General features: G+C 58.2%; 21 protein-coding genes and 1 pseudogene. 18 read left to right on the top strand and 4 right to left on the bottom strand.

What is annotated here, in order from left to right; all coding sequences use genetic code 11:
• The first annotated feature begins 47 nt into the window (after positions 1–47).
• The 7 genes and pseudogenes from U4Y90_RS11670 to U4Y90_RS11640 all read left to right on the top strand — a co-directional run bounded on the left by U4Y90_RS11670 (position 48) and on the right by U4Y90_RS11640 (position 6,871).
• Positions 48–1,385, top strand: coding sequence for an MFS transporter (locus tag U4Y90_RS11670; protein WP_321794810.1), 1,338 nt, complete (start codon positions 48–50; stop codon positions 1,383–1,385).
• Positions 1,386–1,895: 510 nt separating this feature from the next.
• Positions 1,896–2,876, top strand: coding sequence for a chromate resistance protein ChrB domain-containing protein (locus tag U4Y90_RS11665; protein WP_321794721.1), 981 nt, complete (start codon positions 1,896–1,898; stop codon positions 2,874–2,876).
• A complete protein-coding gene (locus tag U4Y90_RS11660; protein WP_321794720.1) occupies positions 2,873–4,057 on the top strand; it encodes a chromate transporter in 1,185 nt (394 codons plus the stop codon). The genes U4Y90_RS11665 and U4Y90_RS11660 overlap by 4 nt, the downstream gene beginning before the upstream one ends.
• 34 nt (positions 4,058–4,091) lie before the next feature.
• Positions 4,092–4,829 carry a superoxide dismutase gene (locus U4Y90_RS11655; RefSeq protein ID WP_321794719.1) on the top strand — a complete coding sequence of 246 codons (738 nt, stop codon included), beginning with the start codon at positions 4,092–4,094 and terminating at the stop codon, positions 4,827–4,829.
• A gap of 119 nt (positions 4,830–4,948) precedes the next feature.
• Positions 4,949–5,383: pseudogene (locus tag U4Y90_RS11650) on the top strand (MFS transporter); the annotation flags it as partial.
• Positions 5,380–6,441, top strand: coding sequence for a YncE family protein (locus tag U4Y90_RS11645; RefSeq protein WP_321794718.1), 1,062 nt, complete (start codon positions 5,380–5,382; stop codon positions 6,439–6,441). The pseudogene U4Y90_RS11650 and the gene U4Y90_RS11645, both read left to right, overlap by 4 nt.
• 70 nt (positions 6,442–6,511) lie before the next feature.
• Positions 6,512–6,871 carry a transcriptional regulator gene (locus U4Y90_RS11640; RefSeq protein ID WP_321794717.1) on the top strand — a complete coding sequence of 120 codons (360 nt, stop codon included), beginning with the start codon at positions 6,512–6,514 and terminating at the stop codon, positions 6,869–6,871.
• 568 nt (positions 6,872–7,439) lie between these two features.
• Here the strand turns inward: U4Y90_RS11640 and U4Y90_RS11635 are convergent.
• The 3 genes from U4Y90_RS11635 to U4Y90_RS11625 form a co-directional block, all read right to left on the bottom strand.
• Positions 7,440–8,192 carry an SDR family oxidoreductase gene (locus U4Y90_RS11635; RefSeq protein ID WP_321794716.1) on the bottom strand — a complete coding sequence of 251 codons (753 nt, stop codon included), beginning with the start codon at positions 8,190–8,192 and terminating at the stop codon, positions 7,440–7,442.
• 134 nt (positions 8,193–8,326) lie between these two features.
• On the bottom strand, positions 8,327–8,884 hold the full coding sequence (locus U4Y90_RS11630) for a UGSC family (seleno)protein (RefSeq protein WP_321794715.1): 558 nt from the start codon (positions 8,882–8,884) through the stop codon (positions 8,327–8,329).
• Positions 8,871–10,004: a hypothetical protein gene (locus tag U4Y90_RS11625; protein WP_321794714.1), complete on the bottom strand. Its 1,134-nt coding sequence runs from the start codon at positions 10,002–10,004 to the stop codon at positions 8,871–8,873. Before U4Y90_RS11625 ends, U4Y90_RS11630 begins: the two co-directional genes overlap by 14 nt.
• A 323-nt stretch (positions 10,005–10,327) precedes the next feature.
• Between U4Y90_RS11625 and trxA the strand changes: the two genes are divergently transcribed.
• The 6 genes from trxA (at position 10,328) to U4Y90_RS11595 (ending at position 16,153) form a co-directional block, all read left to right on the top strand.
• A complete protein-coding gene (trxA, locus tag U4Y90_RS11620; protein WP_321794713.1) occupies positions 10,328–10,654 on the top strand; it encodes a thioredoxin in 327 nt (108 codons plus the stop codon).
• A 120-nt stretch (positions 10,655–10,774) separates the two neighbouring features.
• Entirely contained in the window at positions 10,775–11,779 is a 1,005-nt protein-coding gene (gene trxB, locus U4Y90_RS11615; protein WP_321794712.1) for a thioredoxin-disulfide reductase, read from the top strand.
• Positions 11,780–11,916: 137 nt separating this feature from the next.
• Positions 11,917–13,059: a Re/Si-specific NAD(P)(+) transhydrogenase subunit alpha gene (locus tag U4Y90_RS11610; RefSeq protein WP_321794711.1), complete on the top strand. Its 1,143-nt coding sequence runs from the start codon at positions 11,917–11,919 to the stop codon at positions 13,057–13,059.
• A 12-nt stretch (positions 13,060–13,071) separates the two neighbouring features.
• Positions 13,072–13,404: an NAD(P) transhydrogenase subunit alpha gene (locus tag U4Y90_RS11605; RefSeq protein WP_321794710.1), complete on the top strand. Its 333-nt coding sequence runs from the start codon at positions 13,072–13,074 to the stop codon at positions 13,402–13,404.
• Positions 13,405–14,856 (top strand): NAD(P)(+) transhydrogenase (Re/Si-specific) subunit beta, encoded by a 1,452-nt coding sequence (locus tag U4Y90_RS11600; protein WP_321794709.1) that lies wholly within the window; start codon positions 13,405–13,407, stop codon positions 14,854–14,856.
• A 250-nt stretch (positions 14,857–15,106) separates the two neighbouring features.
• Positions 15,107–16,153, top strand: a complete 1,047-nt coding sequence (locus tag U4Y90_RS11595) for a LacI family DNA-binding transcriptional regulator (RefSeq protein ID WP_321794708.1) — start codon at positions 15,107–15,109, stop codon at positions 16,151–16,153.
• Between the two features lie 57 nt (positions 16,154–16,210).
• On the opposite strand, the gene U4Y90_RS11590 is transcribed toward U4Y90_RS11595, so the two are convergent.
• A complete protein-coding gene (locus U4Y90_RS11590; RefSeq protein ID WP_321794707.1) occupies positions 16,211–17,113 on the bottom strand; it encodes a sugar phosphate isomerase/epimerase family protein in 903 nt (300 codons plus the stop codon).
• 308 nt (positions 17,114–17,421) lie between these two features.
• Here U4Y90_RS11590 and U4Y90_RS11585 point away from each other — a divergent pair, with 308 nt between their 5' ends.
• The 5 genes from U4Y90_RS11585 to fahA all read left to right on the top strand — a co-directional run bounded on the left by U4Y90_RS11585 (position 17,422) and on the right by fahA (position 22,718).
• Positions 17,422–18,864 carry an MFS transporter gene (locus U4Y90_RS11585; RefSeq protein WP_321794706.1) on the top strand — a complete coding sequence of 481 codons (1,443 nt, stop codon included), beginning with the start codon at positions 17,422–17,424 and terminating at the stop codon, positions 18,862–18,864.
• A 38-nt stretch (positions 18,865–18,902) separates the two neighbouring features.
• The gene (locus U4Y90_RS11580; RefSeq protein WP_321794705.1) at positions 18,903–19,583 is read left to right on the top strand and encodes a carboxymuconolactone decarboxylase family protein; all 681 of its coding nucleotides are present in this window, start codon (positions 18,903–18,905) and stop codon (positions 19,581–19,583) included.
• Positions 19,584–19,636: 53 nt separating this feature from the next.
• Complete coding sequence (locus U4Y90_RS11575) at positions 19,637–20,446, top strand: IclR family transcriptional regulator (RefSeq protein WP_321794704.1); 810 nt, start codon at positions 19,637–19,639, stop codon at positions 20,444–20,446.
• A 122-nt stretch (positions 20,447–20,568) separates the two neighbouring features.
• A complete protein-coding gene (locus U4Y90_RS11570; protein WP_321794703.1) occupies positions 20,569–21,408 on the top strand; it encodes an SDR family oxidoreductase in 840 nt (279 codons plus the stop codon).
• A complete protein-coding gene (fahA, locus tag U4Y90_RS11565; RefSeq protein ID WP_321794702.1) occupies positions 21,405–22,718 on the top strand; it encodes a fumarylacetoacetase in 1,314 nt (437 codons plus the stop codon). The genes U4Y90_RS11570 and fahA overlap by 4 nt, the downstream gene beginning before the upstream one ends.
• Positions 22,719–22,731: the final 13 nt, after the last annotated feature.

Genomic DNA, 22,731 nt, shown 5'->3' with positions numbered 1-22,731 from the left:
GGGATGACTTCGTCGCTCGCGTCGCAACGCAAAATCTGGAGCCACAAGTGTTAGACGTCTTATCGAACCGGACATACAGGCATCTTTTTCTCGCGCAGATCATCGCGCTCGTCGGCACCGGGCTTGCAACCGTAGCGCTCGGTTTGCTCGCCTACAACCTCGCGGGCGCGCAAGCCGGCAGTGTGTTGGGCACCGCGCTCGCCATCAAGATGGTGGCGTACGTCGTGATCGCTCCCGTGGTGGGCGCGTTCGCGAACCGCCTACCGCGTCGGACGTTCCTGGTTGCCATGGATCTGGTGCGCGCGGGTGTCGCCATCACCCTGCCATTCGTCACGCAGACCTGGCAGATCTACATCTTGATCTTTCTCCTGCAGTCGGCATCGGCCGCGTTCACACCGACATTCCAGGCGACCATTCCGGACGTGTTACCTGACGAGAAGGACTATACGCGTGCGCTCTCGCTCTCCCGGCTCGCCTACGACATGGAAAGTCTCGTGAGCCCGATGCTGGCAGCCGCCTTGTTGACGGTGATCGGCTTTCACTGGTTGTTCGGCGGTACCGTGATTGGCTTTCTTTGCTCCGCCGCGCTCGTGGTGTCCGTTCGGCTGCCGCAATCGCGCGCGGCGCAGATCGCAGGTGGCATCTATGCGAAGACGTTCCGTGGGATTTCCATCTATCTACGAACGCCCCGCCTCCTCGGTCTGTTGGGCCTGAATCTCTCCGCGGCGGCGGCAAGCTCCATGGTTATCGTCAATACGGTGGTCTACGTCGAGGACAAGCTCCGGCGGCCGAGTTCGGACGTGCCCTTCGCTCTCGCAGCCTTTGGCTTCGGTTCGATGTTGATGGCGCTTCTGCTTCCTCGGCTTCTGGATCAGCGCCCCGACCGACCCGCGATGCTCTTTGGCTCGTCGTTGATGGCCGTCGCGCTGGGTGCCGGTTCGATCGTGTCCAGCATCGGCGGACGCATTGAATGGCCGGCGTTTCTGGTCGCGTGGTTTGTCATTGGAGTTGGATATTCGATGACACTGACGCCGAGTGGTCGCCTGCTGCGGCGATCGGCTGCGGCTTCCGATCGCCCTGCCGTGTTCGCAGCACAGTTTTCGCTGTCCCATGTTGGCTGGCTGATCGCGTACCCGATCGCAGGGTTTGTCGGCGCGAGACTCGGGATGCCATTGACATTCGTCGTGCTGGCGGTGCTGACGGCGGTGGGTGTGAGTGCAGCTTGGTGGCTCTGGCCCGCCAACGATCCGGACGTCGTCGCGCATGAGCATCCAAGCACCGAGGATGACGCACATCTCGCGTCGGGTCAGAGACGAGGCTCACGGGAGCATTCGCATGCATTCAATATCGATGAGAAGCATCCGAAGTGGCCGCGTAGCAAATGAACATTCGCGGCCAGCCGTTCGATCGACGCCCCGTGTCGTTGCGCTGAAAGCCGCTGTGGGCGAGGAGAGTCTCCACGCGTCGCAGGGGAAGTTCGCGGGCATCGAGATGATCGACACGTTAGATCCGCAGCGAATTTCAACCCGCGATTCTGGCTTTGTGGCCGCGTCCGGGCGTGACTGTATCGGTTTGCAGCCATGGATCGCGCAATGGAAAGCACGCTTCTCGACTTTTCGTGGAAGTGCTCCCGTTCTCGAGGACGCCGTCGCTTCGATGACTTCATTCCGCCTGCCAGAACAGAGGGTGACATCGGGATCGCCGTCTCAGATCCCCAGCAATCGACGTTGAAGTTAGCCCACGTAGGCTCATCTTTTCATCTATCTATGGATAGATGCGGTGCGTCAAACGCTGTTTTTCTCTCACCGTCTGCAGATCGCGAATCGACCCATGTGAGAAAAGATCAAGTGAAAATTAACTTGTAGAGTACGCAACTGTTTCGTAACATAGTCTACATGAGCGAATTTTCGACTTGGTCCCTTCTTGTCCTGACGCTGCCCACCGAGAACGCCACGGCCCGCATGCGCTTCTGGCGCGCGCTCAAAGCCAAGGGATGCGCGGTGCTTCGCGACGGCATTTACGTTCTGCCGCATACGCCTGAACGGGAGGCCATGCTCCGAGAGTTGGCAACCGCGATAGGCGAAAGCGGGGGCACCGCGCATCTGCTGCGCGCACCGAGCCTCGATCTGACGCAGGAGCAGGAGTTTCGTGGACTGTTCGACCGCTCCGATGACTACGCGGAGCTGATTCGCAGCCTCGCAGATGCCCGTAAATCGGTGACCAGCCAGTCCGAAGCGGAGCTTGCGCGCCTGCTTCGCCGCTTGCGCAAGGATTACGAGACCCTCGTTGCAATCGACTACTTTCCGAATGAGGCCACCACACGCGCCGAGGCAGCCTGGCAGGATTTCATGGCGCACGTCGATACCGTGCTGTCTCCCGGCGAACCGCATTCGTCGGAGCGCGTGATTCGGGTTTTGTCTCGGACGGACTATCGAGGGCGCACATGGGCGACGCGCCGTCGCCTGTGGGTCGATCGCGTGGCGAGCGCATGGCTGATTCGGCGCTTCATCGACCCGGACGCCCGCTTCATCTGGGTGACCTCCCCCGAGGCCTGTCCACCCAATGCGCTCGGCTTCGATTTCGATGGCGCGGCATTCACACACATCGGCGAGCGCGTCACCTTCGAGGTGTTGCTCGCGAGCTTCGATCTGGAGCGTGACACCGGCTTGCTGCGACTCGCCGCGATGGTACATGCGCTCGACGTGGGTGGGCCTGCCGTGCCTGAAGCGGTGGGATTCGAAGCTATCCTGTCGGGCGCCCGCGAGCGCTCGGCGGACGACGACGTGCTGCTCGAGGAGATGAGTCGCGTGCTCGACTCGATGTACACGCACTTCGCGGCAAATGCGAAGACCACGGAATCCGGAGGCAGCGCATGAGCACGACCGCAGCGACCGCGCCTTCCTATTCCCTTGGCCAATTGATGCTCTACATGCTGAAGCTCGGCACGTTCGGCTTTGGTGGCCCGGTCGCGCTCGTGGGCTACATGCACCGTGATCTGGTCGAGCGGCGCGGATGGATCAGCGATACGGACTATCGGGAAGGTCTCGCGCTCGCCCAGATGATGCCTGGTCCGCTCGCCGCTCAGTTGGGAATGTATCTGGGCTACGTTCACTACCGGATTTTGGGCGCAACGATTGCCGGAATTGCCTTCGTGCTGCCTTCGTTTCTGATGGTGGTAGCACTGGGTTGGGCGTACTCGCGCTTCGGCGGATTGTCCTGGATGCAGGCCGTGTTCTACGGCGTCGGAGCCGCTGTCGTAGGCATTATTGCCATGAGCGCCTACAAGCTCACGAAAAAGACGCTTGGATCTGACAAGCTGTTGTGGTGCATCTTCGTCGTGCTCGCGGCTGTTACCGTCATCACCGAATCGGAGATTGCCTGGCTTTTCATTGCTGGCGGAGTCGTGAACTGGTTGCGTAAGTCCCCGCCGCATTGGCTGGGCAGGGGCGGAGTCAACGCGCTGGCTTCGGCACAGGCACCAGCGTTGGGCGGTGTGCTGAGCGGTATCGACCTGTCGTTGTTGGCGCAGATCGGTGTCTTTTTTGCCAAGTCGGGCGCCTTCGTATTCGGCTCAGGCCTGGCGATCGTCCCGTTTCTGTATGGCGGAGTGGTCACCGAGCACCACTGGCTCAACGAGAAGCAGTTCGTCGACGCGGTAGCCGTCGCCATGATCACACCAGGGCCGGTCGTCATCACGGTTGGCTTCATTGGGTATCTGGTCGCAGGCCTGTCCGGCGCCTGCGTCGCTGCAGCCGGGACTTTCCTGCCCTGCTACCTCTTCACCGTGTTGCCCGCACCATATTTCAAGAAGTATGGGCGGCTTCCCGCTGTCAAGGCATTTGTCGACGGCATTACCGCTGCGGCGGTCGGCGCCATCACGGGATCAGTCATTGTCATTGCGAAGCGTTCGATCGTCGACTGGCCCACCGCTTTACTGGCCCTGGCGACCGTCCTCCTGCTGTGGCGAGTGAAGAAGCTGCAAGAGCCTGTCATCGTGGCCGCTGCAGCCTTGATCGGGCTTGGCGTCTATCCGCTGGTTCACCTGTACACGCAGTGAAGGCGCGCATGAGCGACGTTGCGAGGAGAAAACCATGGCAACCCGTCGTACTTTTATACAGAGTTCCGCTGCCGTCGGCACAGGCATGATGTTGGCGCAGACGCGGTTAGCCCAAGCCGCCGATCAGGGCGCGTATAGGGACAAGCTGACCGATTCGGACGGCAAGTATGCGGCCGCGCCGCTTCCCTTCCCATACGACGCGCTCGAACCGGTCATCGACGCGCGCACGGTCGAGCTTCACTACAACTTCCACCATAAACCTGCAGTCGCGGCCGCGAACAAGGCCGAGGACGCTTTGGCGAAGGCGCGCGATACCAGTGATTTCGCGCTCGTCAAATACCATGAAAGAGAGCTTGCGTTTCAGCTGTCCAGCCACATCCTGCACACGGTCTATTGGACGAGCGTGTCCGGAAAGGGGGGCGAGCCACGCAATGAACTCGCGAAGGCCATCGACAAGAATTTCGGATCGTACGCGCGATTCGCGGCTCAACTCATCGCTGCAACGATCGCAATCGAAGCGTCGGGTTGGGGCATCGTCGGCTACCTGCCGGCGACGGGCAAGCTCATGATCCTCCAGTGTGAAAACCATCAGAAACTCACCGCAGGGGGCATCGAGCCGATTCTTGTGCTTGATGTCTTCGAGCACGCCTACTATCTGAAATATCAGAATCGCCGGCCCGAGTATGTCAATCAGCTTTTCAACATCGTGAATTGGGACGACGCAGCGATGAGATTGAATTCCGCCATGCTCTCCACCACTACCCGGATGTAACCAGGTCAAACGCGCGTGCAGCGATGCTTTCGATCATCACCCGCCCTTCGACATGGCTTGCGCCGGAAGGCGTCGATCCACATGTTTGGCGATTGCTCGTGGCGCGCAGCCTGCGCGGATTCTGCGACGGCTTGCTGAGCGCAGGTTCACAGTTGGCGGCGGCGCCGCCGGCACGCAGAATCGGCCTGCTGAATACGATGGTTTTCACGCACATTCCATCGAGTCTGTGCCTCATTGCCGCGGCATTCATGCCATCGCTGCCGCTCGCGCTTCTCATGCTGCTGATGCGCAGCGCACTTTCGCAGCTCGACGTGCTCACTCGCAGCGCATACGTCATGGCTGTCGTCACTCCAGCGGAACGCCCTGCGGCCGCTGGCTTTACCGCCGTGCCGCGTAGCCTCGCCGCGGCCATCGCCCCGACGCTTGCGGGCGGGTTGATCGGACTTGGCTGGCTTGGCGCACCGTTGATCGCATGTGGGGCGCTCAAGATCATCTACGACCTCTCGCTGCTGAGTGCTTTTCGTCATGTCGAAATCAACGCCGGCTCATCATGAAGACAAGGCGCATAAGGCTACGCTTCGTCCTGCCGCTCACTCGCGCAGTGATTTTGACGACGCTGTCGCTCTTTGCCGTCTGCGGAGCGGCGGCGCTGTTTTCGAGAGGCGCTTCAGCGGCAGATGATCTCGAGTTGGCCACCCTACCCCTTCGACATGTCGTCGATCTGCCGTTACCAGGCCGACCGACCCGCTGGGACTATGCGAGCGGTGACCCGCAGACAGATCTCCTCTTCATCGCCCATCTCGGCGACAGTGAGATCGTCGTGGTCAATACCCGAAGCGCACGCGTGATCACAACGATCCCACATATCTCATCCGTGCATGGTGTTTTCGTGGTGCCGGAATTGGGTCGTGTGTACGCATCGGCCACGGGGACGAACGAGATCGTCGTTATCGACGAAGAGACATTTGATGTTGTGGCACGCATACCGGGGGGCGTCTATCCGGACGGTATGGCTTATGTACCGTGCGCCCACAAGCTCTACGTCTCCGACGAGACCGGCAACACCGAGACAGTCATCGACGTTTCGACGAACAAGCGCATCGCCACGATTGCGCTGGGTGGCGAGGCGGGTAACAGCCAATACGATCCCGTCTCGCGACATGTCTTCGTCAACGTTCAGACACGTAGACAATTGGTCGAGATTGACCCGGCCACTGACACCATCGCTTCGCGCATAGATCTACCTGGAGCAAAAGGCAATCACGGTCTGCTCATCGTGCCTGAATCTCGCCTCGCGTTCATCGCCTGTGAGGGTAACAGTCGTCTGATCGTGCTCGATATGCGAACCATGAAGGTCGTGGAGTTCTTCGATCTAGGCCGCGATCCGGACGTACTTGCGTTCGATCCTACATCGAAGATCGTCTATGTGGCCGGCGAGGCAGGCGTCGTGTCGATGTTTCGAATCGAAGGAACACGTGTTTCGAAGCTGGGCGACGGCCGAGTCGGCTCGAATGCCCATGTGTTGTATGTCGACGCAAAATCCCGTCGATCCTACTTTCCTCTCAAGAACATGGCCGGCCATCCGGTATTGCGCATCATGGCGCCGCAGTGACCGGCAATGATCTTCGCCCCAACCGTCGGCGCAATCGATCCGACGCCATGTTGACACCAGGAGCATCAACATGAAAGCACTCGTTGCATTTTTAATATTCCTTACCATCACCGCAAGTTGGGCGGCGCCTCCGCACGAGCGCGATGGAAGGCTTGTCGACGAGCACAACATGACGTTGTATGTCTTCAATGGCAGTGGATTCCCCGATTCAAAGTCTTGCGAAGGAGACTGCGCGAGAAATTTTCCTCCGGCCCTCGCAGCGCCAGGTGACGTGCCTTCTGGCTCGCTACAGTTGCTCAACAATGGTCATGGGGAACGGCAATGGGCGTTTGAAGGAAAACCGCTATATCGCGGCCTCATGGATAAGAAGCCCGGTGATCACGGAGGTGACGGTCTCAACACGGTCTGGCACATCGTTCAACCGCGCTGAGATGGTCGACTGCAAGCCGTTACGATTTCGGAGCCGTCCTCGAGTCAATCGGGAGAGTGACAGGCGAGGCGAATCGCACTCGTCGGCCGGACATGCTGCGAAGGTAAGTGCCCGTGGAAAGGGGGAGACAGCAAGTCACTGATTATAAATCACATTTATTTGGGGCCCCAAGGCGAACCCTTGTCAGACGGTCCTCGTCTTAACCCGATTCTGACACCGAAATCAAGGCGACCCCATCTCGGGACGGTTCGGGGCAGACAGCAGACCCTTGATTAAACTCCGATATCAGCCCGCAAAACCGCACGTAGCCGGGCTCCTTCTAACCGAAAAAGTGCGCCAAAATCAAGGTGACCCCTTGCTGCACACCGGATCGTCAGCCCCGCCGATAATGCAGCCCGTAACAGGCTTCGTCAGTGAAGACGGGGATAGCGCATGATTGACACGACCCATGTCGGGTCAGTGCGTGCTCTATTCACGGCTGCAACGCAACAATAGGCGGGATGGGTCTCGTAGATCGCGAGTTTTGCACAAAGTTAACTGTCGTAAGAAAACTTTCGAGAAAATCTGTTCACCGAGGAATCAATTCTCCGGCGCTCACATCGAGATTCGTGCCTGTGATTGTGCAAGCCTCTTTCGATGCGAGGAAAAGGATGCCGTCAGAGACATTTTGCGCTGTCTGAAACCGCTGCAGCGGTATAACGCTCAGTCGTTGCGCCCGCGCTTCTTCAAAGGTAATGCCAACCTGATTGGCAAATTCGATCCATGCTTGCCGAACGAGCGGAGTTTCAATCAGGCCTGGCGTGACGGAGTTGCATCGTATCTTTGGCGCATATTCTAATGCTACGCTCTTTGTGAACTGGAGCACAGCCGCCTTCGAGGCGCTGTAGTGCGCCATATTAGGCTGGACGCGAACACCAGCTTGAGAGGCCACATTCACAATTACTCCGCCCTCTTGGCTGCGCATGATCTTGAGTGCCGCTCTCGTACATTTGAACGTTGCCGTGAGATTTACCCCGACCACGCGGTCCCAGTCATCGTCTTCGATCGCATGCACCATTGAGCGCCCTACTGCTCCCGCGCAGTTCACGAGGACGTGTAATGCTCCGAATCTCTCTCGAGTGGATTCAACAAAGGCATTTGCGTCGCTAGTTTGAACGATATTACCGACCGTCCACAAGTCTGCTGGATCGACCGAATCAGGTTTGCGAATGTCTGTACACGATACGCGTGCACCTTCAGCGCGAAATGCTTCCGCTATTTGACTGCCCAGTCCCCCAGCCGCGCCAGTGATCGCAACCACCGAACCCTCAAATCGTTTCAAGCCTGTCTCCATTGTCCTCACCTTTAATTTCGCAAAACCATTTACTAGGTATATTTATCAATATATCGCACCGGTGACCGTGCAAAACCACAACGACGTCTCATTAACGGAGACGTCTGACCAGCGCCTCACGTTTACACAATCTCTACGCGGTCAGCAAAGTTAGTCAACTGTGTCACGACCTGATCGACGACGGCATTCGCGTATTGCTCGAGCTGTTTATCTGATTTCGACGACACCGGATGCGGCACGGTAACAGTGTGATAGCCAGGCATACCCATTGCCGCTGCGAACGAAGCCACGTTTCCCGTGAAGACATCGGTAATGAGCACCGTCGCCGGGACGCCCGCGATCTCCATCTTTACTGCGTCCGCGAGGCTGCTTGCAGAACAAGCACCGCAATCGCCGAGGCCTGCGATGACAATATCCGATGATTCAACGATAGTAGCCACTTCCTCTTCGTCGATCACATGCGTGGCGGCCGGTTTTTGATAGAAGTTCACGGCCGCGATACTAACCTTGTTCTTAAGTCGCTCAGCAATCATCTCCAGCATTTCCTTCGACTTAGGCTTCCCATTAACAATGAGCGTAAGCCTTGCTTCGCTTAAACCCTTTGCGCGTGCAGCCAACTTGTGTTGTGTCTCTGGTGGCGCATCAGTCACTTCCGGCACCACGATTTCAATCATTGTCATGCTCGTTCTCCTTTGACGTAAGCGTACTGTTCCGCAGCCAGGGAACCTCACACCCAGCTTCACCACAGTCCGGCTGCGCTTCACCGACTGGTCGGACGCGACGCGTCAGTGCACGCGTATGAATTGTCGGCGCCCATGTAGGAATCATCGCTGACCAGCCAGAGCCGGGGCCGCCTGCGCTGACGAGGATGATGTCTTCGGCACTTTTAACGACCGGATACTTACCGTCGGGCCCCGGCTGCATGTTGTGCTGTGCTGTGTCGAGCGCGATCCCCCCGCCCTCAAGCTCAGCCAGAGTAACTCGGCTGTGTTCCACGAGAAAATCGACGGCTTTGTCCTGCGTCCAGCCAGCTTGTCGAAGCGCGAGCTCGTGCTCGTACCCCATCACTATTGCGACCTGGCCGCCTTTGCCGACAATGAAATTGGAAGGTGCCTTCATTGCGGCAACGAAAGTGAGCAGGACGCTCTCGGGGTCCTCATTGAGATGGTTTGATACCTGCCGCGGGCCCTCGGCGGCAAGAATCGTCACGGTCGTATCGTCTGCCGTGTAGCCCATCCGAACGTTGAGTGGCAGCCAGGGATCAACAGGCGCGCGTTCGGCGAAGCAGAATGTGTATTTACCTGGATGCCCGAGCGATGACGCGTCCAGCATGCCTGACTTTGCGCCGAGCGCATTTGCCATGGTGAGGCGAATCGCCCGTCCAATCGTCGCGTTCGCCCGATTTCCTGGCCCCATTGCATTGTGACCGCCATTCATCCCAATTTGCGACACCATCGGGCCGCTTACCATCATGCAGACCGTAGCGCCGCCTGTGCTTGTTGCTACTGCATTTACGTTGAATGCAGGATCGAGCACAGCTTCCATCGCCGTCACAACTATAGGAAAGTATTCCGGCCGACAGCCCGCCATCACGGCGTTCGCCGCCAGTATCTCTGCGCTCACCGACCTGCGGCGTGCAGGGACACTGCCAAGCAGTTCGTCGGCTTCCCGCCCGCCCGCGGCAAGCATCGCTGACACCTTGTCTCGGGTCGGTGGAATTACGGGCAGCCCATCAGTCCAGCCGCGCTCAAACATGTATTCGACGGCATCTTCCGTCGGAATCGAAAGAGTTTGGTTCATGTCTCAGGATTTAGCGTTATGTGAGTAACAAGCGAATCGCTCAATCAACGATTTCACGATAGCAGCGCCCTCACCTGCCGTAAACGCGTCGGAGTGGTCTGAGGCGTTCTTTAGGCGATTTACCCCAAGAAAACTCAGATCCGCACACGCAACATTTTTTCCATGCGCCTCTGATGCGTTCTTTAGGCAATTCCGGGGGATGGCAGGCATCGGTTTGCTGTTAGCCTAGATCAGCCAGAACGATGGGACGTGGCCCTTCTGTCGGGGGCATGCGTCGTTTAACTGAAGCAATTGACTTACACAAACCAAAACGGTGATCGGAGATGATTGAACAGATCAAACAGGTAACTGACTCTTCTTTCGAACAAGACGTTATTCAGTCGCAAAATCCAGTGCTGGTTGATTTTTGGGCCGAATGGTGCGGTCCATGCAAGATGCTGTCTCCCGTCCTTGACGAGCTTGCAACAGCATACGAAGGCCGGGTGCAGATCGCAAAGATCAACGTGGACAAAAACCAGGGTATGGCAATGAAGCTTGGTGTACGAGGCATTCCCGCCCTGTTTCTCTTCAAGGATGGAAAAATCGTCGCGCAGAAATCCGGAGCTCTTACAAAGTCTCAGGTAACTGCGCTAATCGACGGGAATCTATAAGCCATTAATGCCTCGTGCGAGGCATTAATCAAGGTAACCCGAGAGCGGCCTGTATTTGTGCACGGAAGCCCGGTCGGTCCGATCCGGCCAGTTTTTTTCAAAGTAAAACGTGGGGACAACATGACACTTCATCGAACCAAAGTACTGATCATCGGTGCCGGTCCTGCCGGCTACACGGCAGCAATTTATGCTGCAAGGGCTAATCTCGAACCCATCCTCGTCACTGGCTTGCAACCGGGCGGACAACTCACCATCACCACGGATGTCGAAAACTATCCGGGATTTTCGGAGGGCGTCCAAGGACCGCAGTTGATGGAGGAGATGCGCCTCCAAGCCGAGCGCGTCGGAACCCGTATCATTTACGACACTATCAAGTCCGTGAAGGTTTCAAGTGATGGTGTTAAAGCCGGGGGGGAATCGGGTGATGCGTATGAGTCGGATACTCTCGTCATCGCCACCGGTGCACAGGCCAGGTGGCTCGGGATTCCCGGGGAGAGAGAGTTTGGTGGTTATGGTGTCTCTGCCTGCGCAACGTGCGACGGCTTCTTTTTCCGCGGTAAGGAAGTTGTTGTGGTGGGCGGAGGAAATACAGCTGTCGAAGAAGCTCTTTACCTAACCAATCACGCGTCTAAAGTCACTCTGATTCATCGTCGTGATCGATTGCGTGCCGAACCGATCATGCAGAAGCGCCTGCTCGCGCACCCTGCGGTGACGGTTTGTTGGAATACCGTCGTAGAGGAAGTTGTCGGCGATCAGCAGCCGAATCCGGCGGTCACAGGTCTGCGGCTACGTGACACAGTTACCGGCGAAGCGTCCGATCTGACAACCGATGGAATCTTCGTTGCTGTGGGTCATGATCCAGCAACGAGCCTATTCAAAGACATTCTTGATATGCACGAAGGTGGTTACATCAAAGTGGCTCCGTGGTCGACCGCTACCTCAGTGGAGCGCGTCTTTGCAGCCGGCGACTGTGCTGATTCGGTGTTTCGGCAGGCAACGGTGGCTTCAGCAATGGGTTGCATGGCGGCTCTTGAGGCTGAACGGTTTATTGCTGAGCATTCTGCTCTATTTAATGACGGACAGCATGCCCCACTAGCCTCGGATCTGGTTTCGGCGGACGACTAGAACGTCTTTCAACGAGCACCGCATACCCCTCAATCGCGCCGCGCTCCTCGCACGCCCCTAATGTGTTGTGGAAAATATGCCTCGAACAGAGGACGCCTTTGGGGGCCGAATTCCCATAAAGTCATCACGAGAGTCAAATGCACATTGGAGTGCCAGCCGAGACGCGGCCGTACGAAACACGCGTCGCCGCGACGCCCGAGACGGTCAGGAAGTGCGTGTCGCAGGGCCACAGGGTTAGCGTACAGAGCGGGGCAGGAACGCCCGCCAGTTATCCGGACGACGCGTACACAGCAGCAGGCGCAGAGATGGTCGATGCGGCTGCCGCGTTTGGCGCAGAGCTCGTTCTCAAGCTTCAAAGCCCGACTAATTCAGAACTCGCGCTTCTTAAACGAGGCACGGTACTGGTCGGCATGCTCGAGCCGTTTAATGCGGACAACGCATCGAAGCTAGCAGCTGCAGGCATAACCGCGTTCGCGCTCGAAGCCGCGCCGCGCACCACGCGTGCGCAAAGTCTCGATGTACTGTCGTCTCAAGCCAACATTGCGGGCTATAAAGCGGTGCTGCTTGCCGCCGATCTGTACCCGCGCTTCATGCCGATGCTGATGACAGCAGCGGGCACGGTGAAAGCTGCGCGCGTACTGATTCTGGGCGCGGGCGTCGCGGGCTTGCAGGCGATCGCAACGGCCAAGCGCCTCGGCGCCGTGGTCGAGGCGTCGGACGTGCGGCCCGCCGTGAAAGAGCAGATCGAATCGCTCGGCGCGAAATTCCTCGATGTACCTTACGAGACCGATGAGGAACGCGAAGCAGCCTTGGGTGTAGGCGGTTACGCGCGGCAGATGCCCCCGTCATGGCTCACACGCCAGTCGGCGCTCGTCCACGAGCGGGCGAAACAGGCCGACATCGTGATTTCCACAGCGCTGATTCCGGGCCGCGCGGCGCCGACCTTGCTATCGGTCGAAACCGTGCAGTCGATGAAGCTGGGCTCCGTGCTGATCGACCTCGCGGCGGGACGTGGCGCCGAGTACGAGGGTCAGCGCGGCGGCAACTGTCCGCTGACGGAAGCGGACAGGGTCGTCGTCAAGCACGGCGTGACGATCGCGGGTCATACGAATCTGGCCGCAATGGTCGCGTCGGACGCTTCGGCGCTGTACGCGCGCAATCTGCTCGACTTCCTGAAGCTGATCATCACGAAGGAAGGCACGCTCAATATCGATCTCGCGGACGACATCGTCGCGGCCACGCTGTTGGCCCGTGACGGCGAAGTCACGCGCAAGGCTTGAGGGACACGCATCATGGAAGTCATCACCCATACCGTGATCAACCTGATCATTTTCGTGCTGGCGATCTACGTCGGCTACCACGTCGTCTGGAACGTGACTCCGGCGCTGCATACGCCGCTGATGGCCGTGACGAACGCGATTTCCGCGATCGTCATCGTCGGCGCGATGCTGGCGGCGGGCCTGACGGTCGGCGGCACGGGCAAGTTCTTCGGCACGGTCGCCGTCACGCTGGCCGCCGTGAACGTGTTCGGCGGATTCCTCGTGACGAGACGAATGCTGGAGATGTTCAAGAAGAAGGAGCCGAAGAAGGTCGCGGCGCCGGGCGGCTCGAAGGAGGGTGCGTAAATGAGCCTGAACGTCGTTACGCTTCTTTATCTGATCGCCTCCGTCTGCTTCATCCAGGCGCTCAAGGGCCTGTCGAATCCGAAGACAGCACGCACGGGCAACATGTTCGGCATGGTCGGCATGGCGATCGCGATCCTCACGACCGTCGCGCTGATCGCGGAGCAGACGGCCGCGCTCGGGTCGAATCTGTCGCTGGGTCTTTCGCTGGTGTTCGTCGCGCTGGTGGTCGGTGGCGGGATCGGTGCCTTTGTCGCGGCACGCGTCGAGATGACGAAGATGCCTGAACTAGTCGCGGCGATGCACTCGCTGATCGGTATGGCGGCCGTGTGTATCGCGTATGCGGTGGTGTCGGAACCGGCCGCGTTCGGCCTCGGCGTCGAGGAAGGCGTTCCCGGCTTCCTGCCGTACGGCAACCGGATCGAGCTGTTCATCGGCACGTTCGTCGGCGCGATCACGTTCAGCGGCTCGGTGATCGCGTTCGGCAAGTTGTCGGGCAAGTACAAGTTCCGGCTGTTCCAGGGCGCGCCCGTCGTTTATCCCGGCCAGCATCTGATCAACCTGCTGCTCGCGCTCGCGATGATCGGCTTCGGCGTGATCTTCTTCCTCACGCAATCGTGCCTGCCGTTCATTATCATGACGCTGATCGCGTTCGCGCTCGGCGTACTGATCATCATCCCGATCGGCGGAGCGGACATGCCTGTCGTGGTGTCGATGCTGAACTCGTACTCGGGCTGGGCGGCGGCGGGCATCGGCTTTTCGCTGAACAACGCGATGCTGATTATCGCGGGCTCGCTGGTCGGCTCATCCGGTGCGATCCTGTCGTACATCATGTGCAAGGCGATGAACCGCTCGTTCTTCAACGTGATTCTGGGCGGGTTCGGCGGCGAGGCGGGCGCGGCAGCGGCGGCGGGCTCGGGCGAACAGAAGCCGGTGAAGTCGGGCTCGGCGGAAGACGCGTCGTTCATGCTCGGCAACGCGGAAACGGTCGTGATCGTACCGGGCTACGGTCTGGCCGTCGCACGCGCGCAGCACGCGCTGAAGGAACTAACCGATCTGCTGATCGAAAAGGGCGTGGACGTGAAGTACGCGATCCACCCCGTCGCGGGCCGCATGCCGGGTCACATGAACGTGCTGCTCGCGGAAGCCGAAGTGCCGTACGAGATTGTCCATGAAATGGAGGACATCAACGGCGAGTTCGGTCAGGTCGACGTGGTGCTGGTGCTCGGCGCGAACGACGTGGTGAACCCGGCTGCGAAGAACGATCCGAAGTCGCCGATCGCGGGCATGCCGATCATCGAGGCATACAAGTCGCGCACCGTGATCGTCAACAAGCGCTCGATGGCGGCGGGCTACGCTGGTCTCGACAACGACCTGTTCTATATGGACAAGACGATGATGGTGTTCGGCGATGCCAAGAAGATCATCGAAGATATGGCGAAATCGATCGACTGAGCCGGTAGACGGCTCAACGAACAAACATCATCTAACTCCGGCTGAACGGGGGCGAGCGCATGGCATAAGAGCCCAGACTGCAGTAACCATCTGGTTTGGAGTCAATCGCTCTGGCCCCGTTTTATCACGCTGTGTGTGTGTGTGTGTGTGTGTGTGTGTGGAGGGACTGGTGTATTGCCGGATAGCCCGGGTTCCGCAACGAACGTACGATCCGACAGCCTCATCATTTGTGACGACCCGCTAGCACGCTATGACCGCCGGACTTCATCGACATCGGATCTCAGACATCGCAACCCAATCCGGGCTTAGCCGGGCGACGGTCGATCGGGTTCTCCACACTCGGGAGGGTGTCCGACCGGAAACTGTCGCGCAGGTCGAGTGCGCTATCGCAGAGCTTGACCGACAACGGTCGCAAATCCAACTGTCGCGTAAGCCAGTCATCTTTGATCTGGTAATTCAATCGTCCAGTCGGTTTGCGCACGCGTCGCAGGCAATCCTGGAGGCCGAACTACGGCTGCTGAAGCCGGGTAATCTGCGCGCACGCACTCACTTAAGCGAGCAGAACGAGGCAGCCAGTTCGATCGAGCATCTCAACCGCATCGCAAAGCACGGATCAGCCGGTGTGATTCTCAAGGCACCCGACGAGCCAGCCGTGCACGAAGCTGTGCAGCGGCTGGCGGCCGCGAAAATTCCCACCGTGACCTTCGTTACGGATTTGCCGACCAGTAACCGTATCGCATTTGTAGGACTCGACAATCGTTCGGCCGGCGCTACAGCTGCCTACCTCGTCAGCGGCTGGTCTGCATGTGCGACCCCAGTGCTGGTAGTCCTCAGCAAGCCGTACATGTTGGGTCAAAAGGAGCGCACATCGGGGTTTCGAGAAACCCTCGCGTCACTGAGCCCCAAGCGGGAAGTTGTCGAGTTCATGGACACGGAGGGTCGCGATGACGCAGCTCAGGTTAAAGTCGCCGAGATTCTAAAGGCCCGTCCAGAGCTCCAGTCCGTATATTGCCCCGGCGGGCAATATATTGGACCGCTCACTGCCTTCGAACGGATTGGTCGAAAGCCTGTGGCCTTCGTTTCGCATGAGTTAGATGACTATAGCCGACAGTCGCTGCGCACACGGCGACTGTCAGCGGTTCTCCACTACGATCTGCACGCCGATCTGCGCCGCGCATGCAGAATGCTGCTACAAGCCAAGGGAATTTTGCCGGGAACCCCTCAGACGGTCCTATCACAGGTACAGGTGGTCACACCCTTCAATATTCCCCCGACCTTCGTTGCCGGGCACGATTAGTCGGCGCCAACCTCGCTGAGATCGGGGAAATGTCTGGGTATTTAAGAACAGGGCGGCTTAGCGTACCGGTGCGAAACCCGCTTCGCGCCATGCCTGAAGGTCGCCCTCAAGCCGACTGGTGGGATTTTTCCCGTCTGCGAGTTCGTACGATGAGACACCCGTGTAGCCTATCCGCGTCAGAGCTTGCGATACCGCAGCAAAGTCGATCTCCCCGTCTCCGATCGCAGAATGTGACCACCTCGTTTTCGTCGTGTCACTGACGTGAACCATCTTGAGGGCACCAACCGATGCGGCGACCTGGTCGGCTACATCCAACTTTGAGAAATACACATTCGCGACGTCGAGTGTCAATCCGAGGCCGGTGTTACCGTGGCGTTCGAGCACAACACGCAACTCCTGAATGGAACTAAGGAAATCGAACGGGCATGTTTCAAGCGCCAACGTGATGCCCATTAACCTTGATCGCTGCAATAACCGATCAAGCGTCTCGTCAAAGTAGCCCATTGCACGATCAAGCGGCATCGGAGACAGTGGACTACGTCGCCCCGGCACGACGACTAGGACATCCGCCCCCATGGTCGCAGCAAAATCGAGACCCTTGTCGTAGGTCTGTGCCGCGAGCGCACGAATGTCGCGGTTTGCACTCACGAGGTCTTGTCCCCCGGGATTAATCGACACCACCTTGATCCCCGCGTCGTCCGCGTAATGCTTCAAAGCGGACATTTCCGCGTCGCTGGCTCGCAACATATCGAAGTGGGGCTCCGACACGACGATTTCCGTTTTTGAGAATCCGGCAGCCGCGAGCGCATCGAACGCGCTCGTCAAAGACGCGAGGTGTAAATATCCAAACGTGTTACCGACCAGCTCCTGCATCACAGCATCTCCCATGTTGTCCGAACGAATCGAATTGATAGGGATGGTATCAGCCGGATCTGCCGAAAAACGGGACTTGCGTCGCATGAGGCGTTCTTTAGGCGTTTGGCGGTATAACGGACAAAGCACCGGCTCAGACGAAATTAAGTCTGGACCCGTTTATCGAGTGGGTGCACCGGGAAGTTTGTCTGGTCGCCCGGGAGGGGAACGTCCATTAAACGGACACGTCGACGGCAACGATTTGTGTTGAGGCGAACTTGAGGCGTTTTGGGTAAGTCGGCGCACTCGGCCCAATGCTATCGTAAAAACTCGAATACACGAAAACGAAGCAGAAAATAAGTGCCTCGTCCGATACCGGAACGATACACACCGTCAGCAGTTACAGGAGACAGCTTGTGCCAAACAATCGCAATTTCCCATCGGCCGCGCGTTCCATGTCGGCCGCCACCGTTGAAAAAAATCCGCGAAAAGCGGCATGGAGTGGTTGGATTGGTAGTGTGCTCGAATACTACGACTTCTTCATCTATGCCACCGCGACTGCATTGATTTTCCCACAGCAGTTTTTCCCTACGGGTAACCCCGTGGTTTCTGTTGCTGCCTCCCTCGGCACGTTTGGTGTCGCATACCTTGCACGTCCGATCGGTGCAATCATCATGGGTCAGTGGGGTGACAAACATGGACGAAAGAGCGTGCTTGTCATCTCGATGTTGATGATGGGCACAGCAACCTTCCTTGTTGGCTGTCTGCCTACATATAACCAAATCGGCCTCTGGGCTCCCGTTCTGCTTGTCCTTCTGCGTCTGATCCAGGGCATTGCGGTCGCCGGTGAGCAATCAGGAGCAGCCGCGATGGTGCTTGAGCATTCACCGTTCGGAAGGCGTGGTTACTTCTGCAGCTTCACCATCCAGGGCAACATCGCCGGGCAGTTGCTTGCCGCAGCCGCGTTTCTTCCTATGCCCAAACTCCTCGGAGAGGCTGCGCTGCAAAGCTGGGGCTGGCGTATCCCCTTTATGTTCAGTGCTGTCGTCGTATTGATCGGGTATCTCATCCGCCGCAGCGTTGATGAAACTCCCGCATTCCAAGAGGAACAATCACGTCACGACGTTCCAGCTAGTCCGTTGCGCGAGGCATTCCGTACTCACAAAGCGAACATGGGCCGCGTTTTCCTGATGATCTTCGTGAGCGCGGTGTTCGTGACGGTGACCGTGTTCGGAACTGCGTATGCAACACAACCGACGTACGGCTTGAATCTCGACAAAACGACTTTTCTCTGGATTCCGGTGATCGGAAACGCCGTTGCGGTGCTGATCATCCCGTTCGTGGGACGACTGTCCGATGTCGTCGGTCGCAGGCCCGTATTTGTTGCGGGTGCTCTTGGCTCGGGCCTTTTCATGTACGCATTCCTCTACTTCATCAACGCACGCCTGCCATATATGGCTCTGGCGACGGCTGTGGTGATGTGGGGGGTTATTTATCAGGGCTATAACGCCGTCTTCCCCGCGTTCTTTCAGGAATTGTTCCCGACGAGCGTGCGAGTCAGTGCGGTCGCATTCCCGACCCAGGTGGGCTATGCACTCACGGCGTTCTTCCCTGCCCTCAGCAGCATGATTGCCACCAAAGGTTCCGTCGACGCCGTTCCGCTGACCGTCGGCTCAATCTGCATGGTCAGTTGTGTGCTCGCCGCGATCGGAGCATGGACGGCGAAGGAGACCTCGCGCATTCCGCTCGAAAAGCTCGGAGATCCAAACGCCACCCCCATGTCAGTCGCCGAATATGAGCGTTACACGTTGGAAAGCGACTTCCACAGTACATCGGCGAAGCCAGTAGCCAGCCGGTGATCAGGATGCATCCATTGCTCACCACTGAGGACAAACAGATGACGAACGAAACTGAAAAAGTCGGCGACGCTATTGACTGGGCCGGCCTCAAAGAGACCAGCCGCGAGACAGGCTATCTGCAGCCCGGCTTCAAAGCCCTGATTCTCGCAGCATCGCATGCCGTGAAAGGCTGGCCATCAGAAACACACGTGGAAATGAGTCGTGCGCTCGAAAGCGGTGTTCATCCTGATACCGCATGGGCCGCCGCATCGCTCATTCTCAGCTCGCGCGGCTTCGGGCCTGCTGATCTCATGGCAGCGGCGTTACTCAAGAAGGGGGAGCACCCGCCCGCGCCAAACCCGAGTCCGAGCACGCTAACTGTCGACGAAGCACTAGTGCAATTGATGTCGGATGGAGACCTTCCCGAGTGGGCAGCTCCGCTTGCAAAGTATGCGCCTAAAGCGCTTGCGCGCTATTTGACAATTCGTAACAACGCCTGGAACCAGAACGCGCTCAGCGAGCGCGAGGTGCACCTGATCCTGACGGCAGTCAATGCAGCGGATGGCAAACCCCCGTTGGCGGCTCGCCACGCACAATTTGCCGCGAAGGCTGGCGCCACTCCAGGTGAAATTATCGAAGCTGCAGCTATCACAATCGAAGTTGGCGGGGTAACGGCGTGGTTTGAATCTTCAGTCGCGCTCGGAGAAGTCGTAAAAGGCCTCGAGACCAGCGCAGGTTAAACGCGCGTTGAAAGTGTAATTCCCTGCACCAAAAGTAGAGTTGGGACCACAGGATGAACAGCGTCGCAGAAATCTCAGATGCCGGCTCACTGAAACGCGGGGTCTTGTTGCTCAAATTGCTAGCGACGGCGGGATCTCGCGGCCTCGCACTGACAGAGCTTACAGGTAAAACGGGTATACCTCACCCGACGGTACACCGGGTTCTGCGTCAACTGCTGAGCGAGGGACTTGTTCAGCATAGCGGTGAAACCCGAAGATATCGACTCGGACCCCTCGCGTTTGAGTTGGGTGTCGCATGCTCAACGATGCACGATATCCGGGACGTATGTCAGCCTCAAATGGAATCCCTTGCCGAGACTACGGGTGACACCGCCTATCTGGTCGTTCGTAGCGGCTTTGAAGCGGTATGCATGCACCGTTGTGAGGGCAGCTTTCCAGTGCGTGCACTTGTGCTGGAGATCGGTAGTCGGCGCCCTCTTGGAGTAGGAGCCGGCGGCATGGCAATCCTTTCAGCCGTTGGCGACGACGAGAGGCATGAAATATTCAATCGGATCGCCGCTTCGCTGCCCGCATTTGGCCACCTTAGTGTGGATGAGGTCGAGACGGCCTGCTTGCAAGCTCGTGCCCGTGGTATGTCGGTTATCCGTAATCGCGTGACGCTCGGGATCGCTGCAGTGGGGGTTCCTATCTGCAACAGCTTCGGGCAGCCCATCGCTGCATTAAGTGTAGCGGCCTTGAGTCAGCGGATGACGGAAAGAAAGATCGCGTTCACCGCCGAATCGTTGAAAAAAGCAGTGAAAACGGTAGAAACGAAACTGCGTGCTGCCGTCGGAGCTCCAGTGCAGCTTGCCAGGTCAACGTGAACGTATCGCAATTGTTCATGAGTTGCCTTCAGGCCGCGCACAATCTCGATTCGTGTTCGTTAATCGGACATTCGCATTACCGTGGGCGGTTCGCTAGTTAAGAACCAATCGGAAGAATCGCTGTGACAGATTTTGTCGTAGCTGCCAATCTGGAAAAGAGTAAGTCGATGAATGAACATTCAAAGCTTCGCGATAACGACAGCCACCTCCAAGGCACACTCGCCGGCAAGCTCGCGGTGGTGACCGGTGGAAGCAGCGGCATTGGTGCCGCATGCGTTCGGCAACTCGCCGTTCAAGGAGCACAGGTCGTTATCGGCTACAACTCGGGCGCTCAACGAGCCGAGGAAATCAGGCGCACACTTCCCGGATCGGGACATCGCTGCATGCAGATACCTCTGGTTGCGACCGACGAAGGCTATCCCCTCGACGTACTTGTGAAAGAGTTGGGTGCCCAGGCTGGCAAGGTCGATATCCTGATCAACTCGGCAGGCTACACGCGTCGGATTCCCCATCGGGATCTCGATTCGCTTGATCCGAGTCTATTTAATGAGATCCTGCTTGCAAACGCCGGCGGAACGTTCGCCATCACACGCGCACTCATTCCTTTGCTTGAAGAGTCTGGCGACGCAGTGGTTGTGAATATCTCGTCCGTTTCCGCATTCACAGGTGCCGGCAGCAACATCGCATATTGCGCGTCTAAGGCTGCAGTTGACGTCATGACGAAGTCGTTCGCGAGGGCATTTGGTAAGGGAATTCGCTTTCTTTGTGTTTCTCCGGCTTCTGTTGATACCGACTTCGTCGGTGGGCGAAACCGCGACGAGCTTGAAGACAAGGCGGCGAAGACCCCGCTTGGGCGGATTGTGACTCCGGATGACGTGGCGACTGCGGCCCTTGCCTGCATCAGCCATCTCAGGACGGCAACAGGCACGCACATCGTAATCGACGGAGGATTTACATTGTGAGCGTCCTCCTGAATCAGACACACGATCCTTCTCGACGAAGCTGGGTGCCGTCGGCGAATTTCGACGGAACCGAATTCCCGATCCAAAATCTCCCGTTTGGCGTTGTGCGACAAGCAGACCGAATTTTCTGCGGCGTCGCGATCGGCGAGTCCATTCTCGATGTCAGCAAATGCATTTCTGCTTTCGACGGGATTGCGCGAGATGCAGCGTACGCGTGTGACAACTCGTCGTTAAACAAGTTGATGGCGCTCGGCAACGCCTCTGTCAGTGCGCTTCGAGCGCGACTAGTTGAATTGCTCACTGAAGGCAACGCAACCGGACAAAACACGCTTCAAAGCGCGCTTTCGGCAGCCGCGGACTGCTGCATTTTGTCGCCCGTCCGCATTGCTGGCTACACCGATTTCTTTGCGTCAATCCATCATGCGACGAATGCCGGCAGTCTGTTCCGGCCCGATGCTCCCCTGCTTCCGAACTACAAGCACGTTCCAATCGGCTATAACGGCCGGGCGAATAGCGTCCGCGTAAGTGGAGTTCCTGTTACCCGACCTCACGGACAGACGAAAGCCGCACAGGAACCGCTGCCCTCATTCGGCCCAGCGATGCGCCTCGATTACGAAGTTGAGCTGGGTGCGTATATCGGAAGCCCGAGCGTGGCTGGAGACCCCGTTCAACTCCGCCACGCGTGGGATCACATCTTTGGGTTTTCGCTTCTGAATGACTGGTCGGCGCGTGATATTCAGGCATGGGAGTACCAGCCACTCGGTCCGTTTCTTGCCAAAACGTTTGCAACGAGCGTCTCGCCGTGGATCGTCACCGCAGAAGCGCTTGCTCCGTTTCGCACCCCGGCGTTTGCCCGGCCGACCGATGACCCCTCTCCCCTCGAATATTTGTCCGATGACGCGGACCGATTGGAAGGAGGTTTAAAAGTCACGCTGGAGGCCTTCGTTCGCACCCGCGCAATGCGCGAAACGGGAGCGGCGCCATTCCATCTATCCAGTTCCGACGCGTCCGATCTTTACTGGACCTTCGGGCAGATGGTGACGCATCACACCAGCAATGGCAGTTCGCTAGATACCGGCGATCTCATTGGTTCTGGCACTGTATCTGGGGCTGGTGACAACGCATTGGGAAGCCTTCTCGAGATTACCAAAGGGGGTAGTCGGCCTCTGCACCTGCCCACGGGGGAGATCCGGACGTGGCTTGAAGATGGAGATGAAATCACCCTGCGCGGTCATTGCGCTCGGCCGGGATTCAGGAGCATTGGCTTCGGATCGTGCACGGCAACGATCGCCCCGGCTAACCGAACTTGAACTTGAGGATTTT

Source organism: Caballeronia sp. J97 (assembly GCF_905220305.1).
Classification (GTDB): domain Bacteria; phylum Pseudomonadota; class Gammaproteobacteria; order Burkholderiales; family Burkholderiaceae; genus Caballeronia.
This window is presented reverse-complemented; position numbering and strand designations above follow the sequence as displayed.

Coding starts and splice junctions, on each gene's coding strand:
- U4Y90_RS11645 (WP_321794718.1), top strand. CDS start 5,380: ATGAAGACAAGGCGCATAAGGCTACGCTTCGTCCTGCCGCTCACTCGC.
- U4Y90_RS11665 (WP_321794721.1), top strand. CDS start 1,896: ATGAGCGAATTTTCGACTTGGTCCCTTCTTGTCCTGACGCTGCCCACC.
- U4Y90_RS11600 (WP_321794709.1), top strand. CDS start 13,405: ATGAGCCTGAACGTCGTTACGCTTCTTTATCTGATCGCCTCCGTCTGC.
- U4Y90_RS11580 (WP_321794705.1), top strand. CDS start 18,903: ATGACGAACGAAACTGAAAAAGTCGGCGACGCTATTGACTGGGCCGGC.
- U4Y90_RS11595 (WP_321794708.1), top strand. CDS start 15,107: ATGACCGCCGGACTTCATCGACATCGGATCTCAGACATCGCAACCCAA.
- U4Y90_RS11625 (WP_321794714.1), bottom strand. CDS start 10,004: ATGAACCAAACTCTTTCGATTCCGACGGAAGATGCCGTCGAATACATG.
- U4Y90_RS11640 (WP_321794717.1), top strand. CDS start 6,512: ATGAAAGCACTCGTTGCATTTTTAATATTCCTTACCATCACCGCAAGT.
- U4Y90_RS11590 (WP_321794707.1), bottom strand. CDS start 17,113: ATGCGACGCAAGTCCCGTTTTTCGGCAGATCCGGCTGATACCATCCCT.
- U4Y90_RS11610 (WP_321794711.1), top strand. CDS start 11,917: ATGCACATTGGAGTGCCAGCCGAGACGCGGCCGTACGAAACACGCGTC.
- U4Y90_RS11660 (WP_321794720.1), top strand. CDS start 2,873: ATGAGCACGACCGCAGCGACCGCGCCTTCCTATTCCCTTGGCCAATTG.
- trxB (WP_321794712.1), top strand. CDS start 10,775: ATGACACTTCATCGAACCAAAGTACTGATCATCGGTGCCGGTCCTGCC.
- U4Y90_RS11575 (WP_321794704.1), top strand. CDS start 19,637: ATGAACAGCGTCGCAGAAATCTCAGATGCCGGCTCACTGAAACGCGGG.
- U4Y90_RS11605 (WP_321794710.1), top strand. CDS start 13,072: ATGGAAGTCATCACCCATACCGTGATCAACCTGATCATTTTCGTGCTG.
- trxA (WP_321794713.1), top strand. CDS start 10,328: ATGATTGAACAGATCAAACAGGTAACTGACTCTTCTTTCGAACAAGAC.
- U4Y90_RS11630 (WP_321794715.1), bottom strand. CDS start 8,884: ATGACAATGATTGAAATCGTGGTGCCGGAAGTGACTGATGCGCCACCA.
- U4Y90_RS11655 (WP_321794719.1), top strand. CDS start 4,092: ATGGCAACCCGTCGTACTTTTATACAGAGTTCCGCTGCCGTCGGCACA.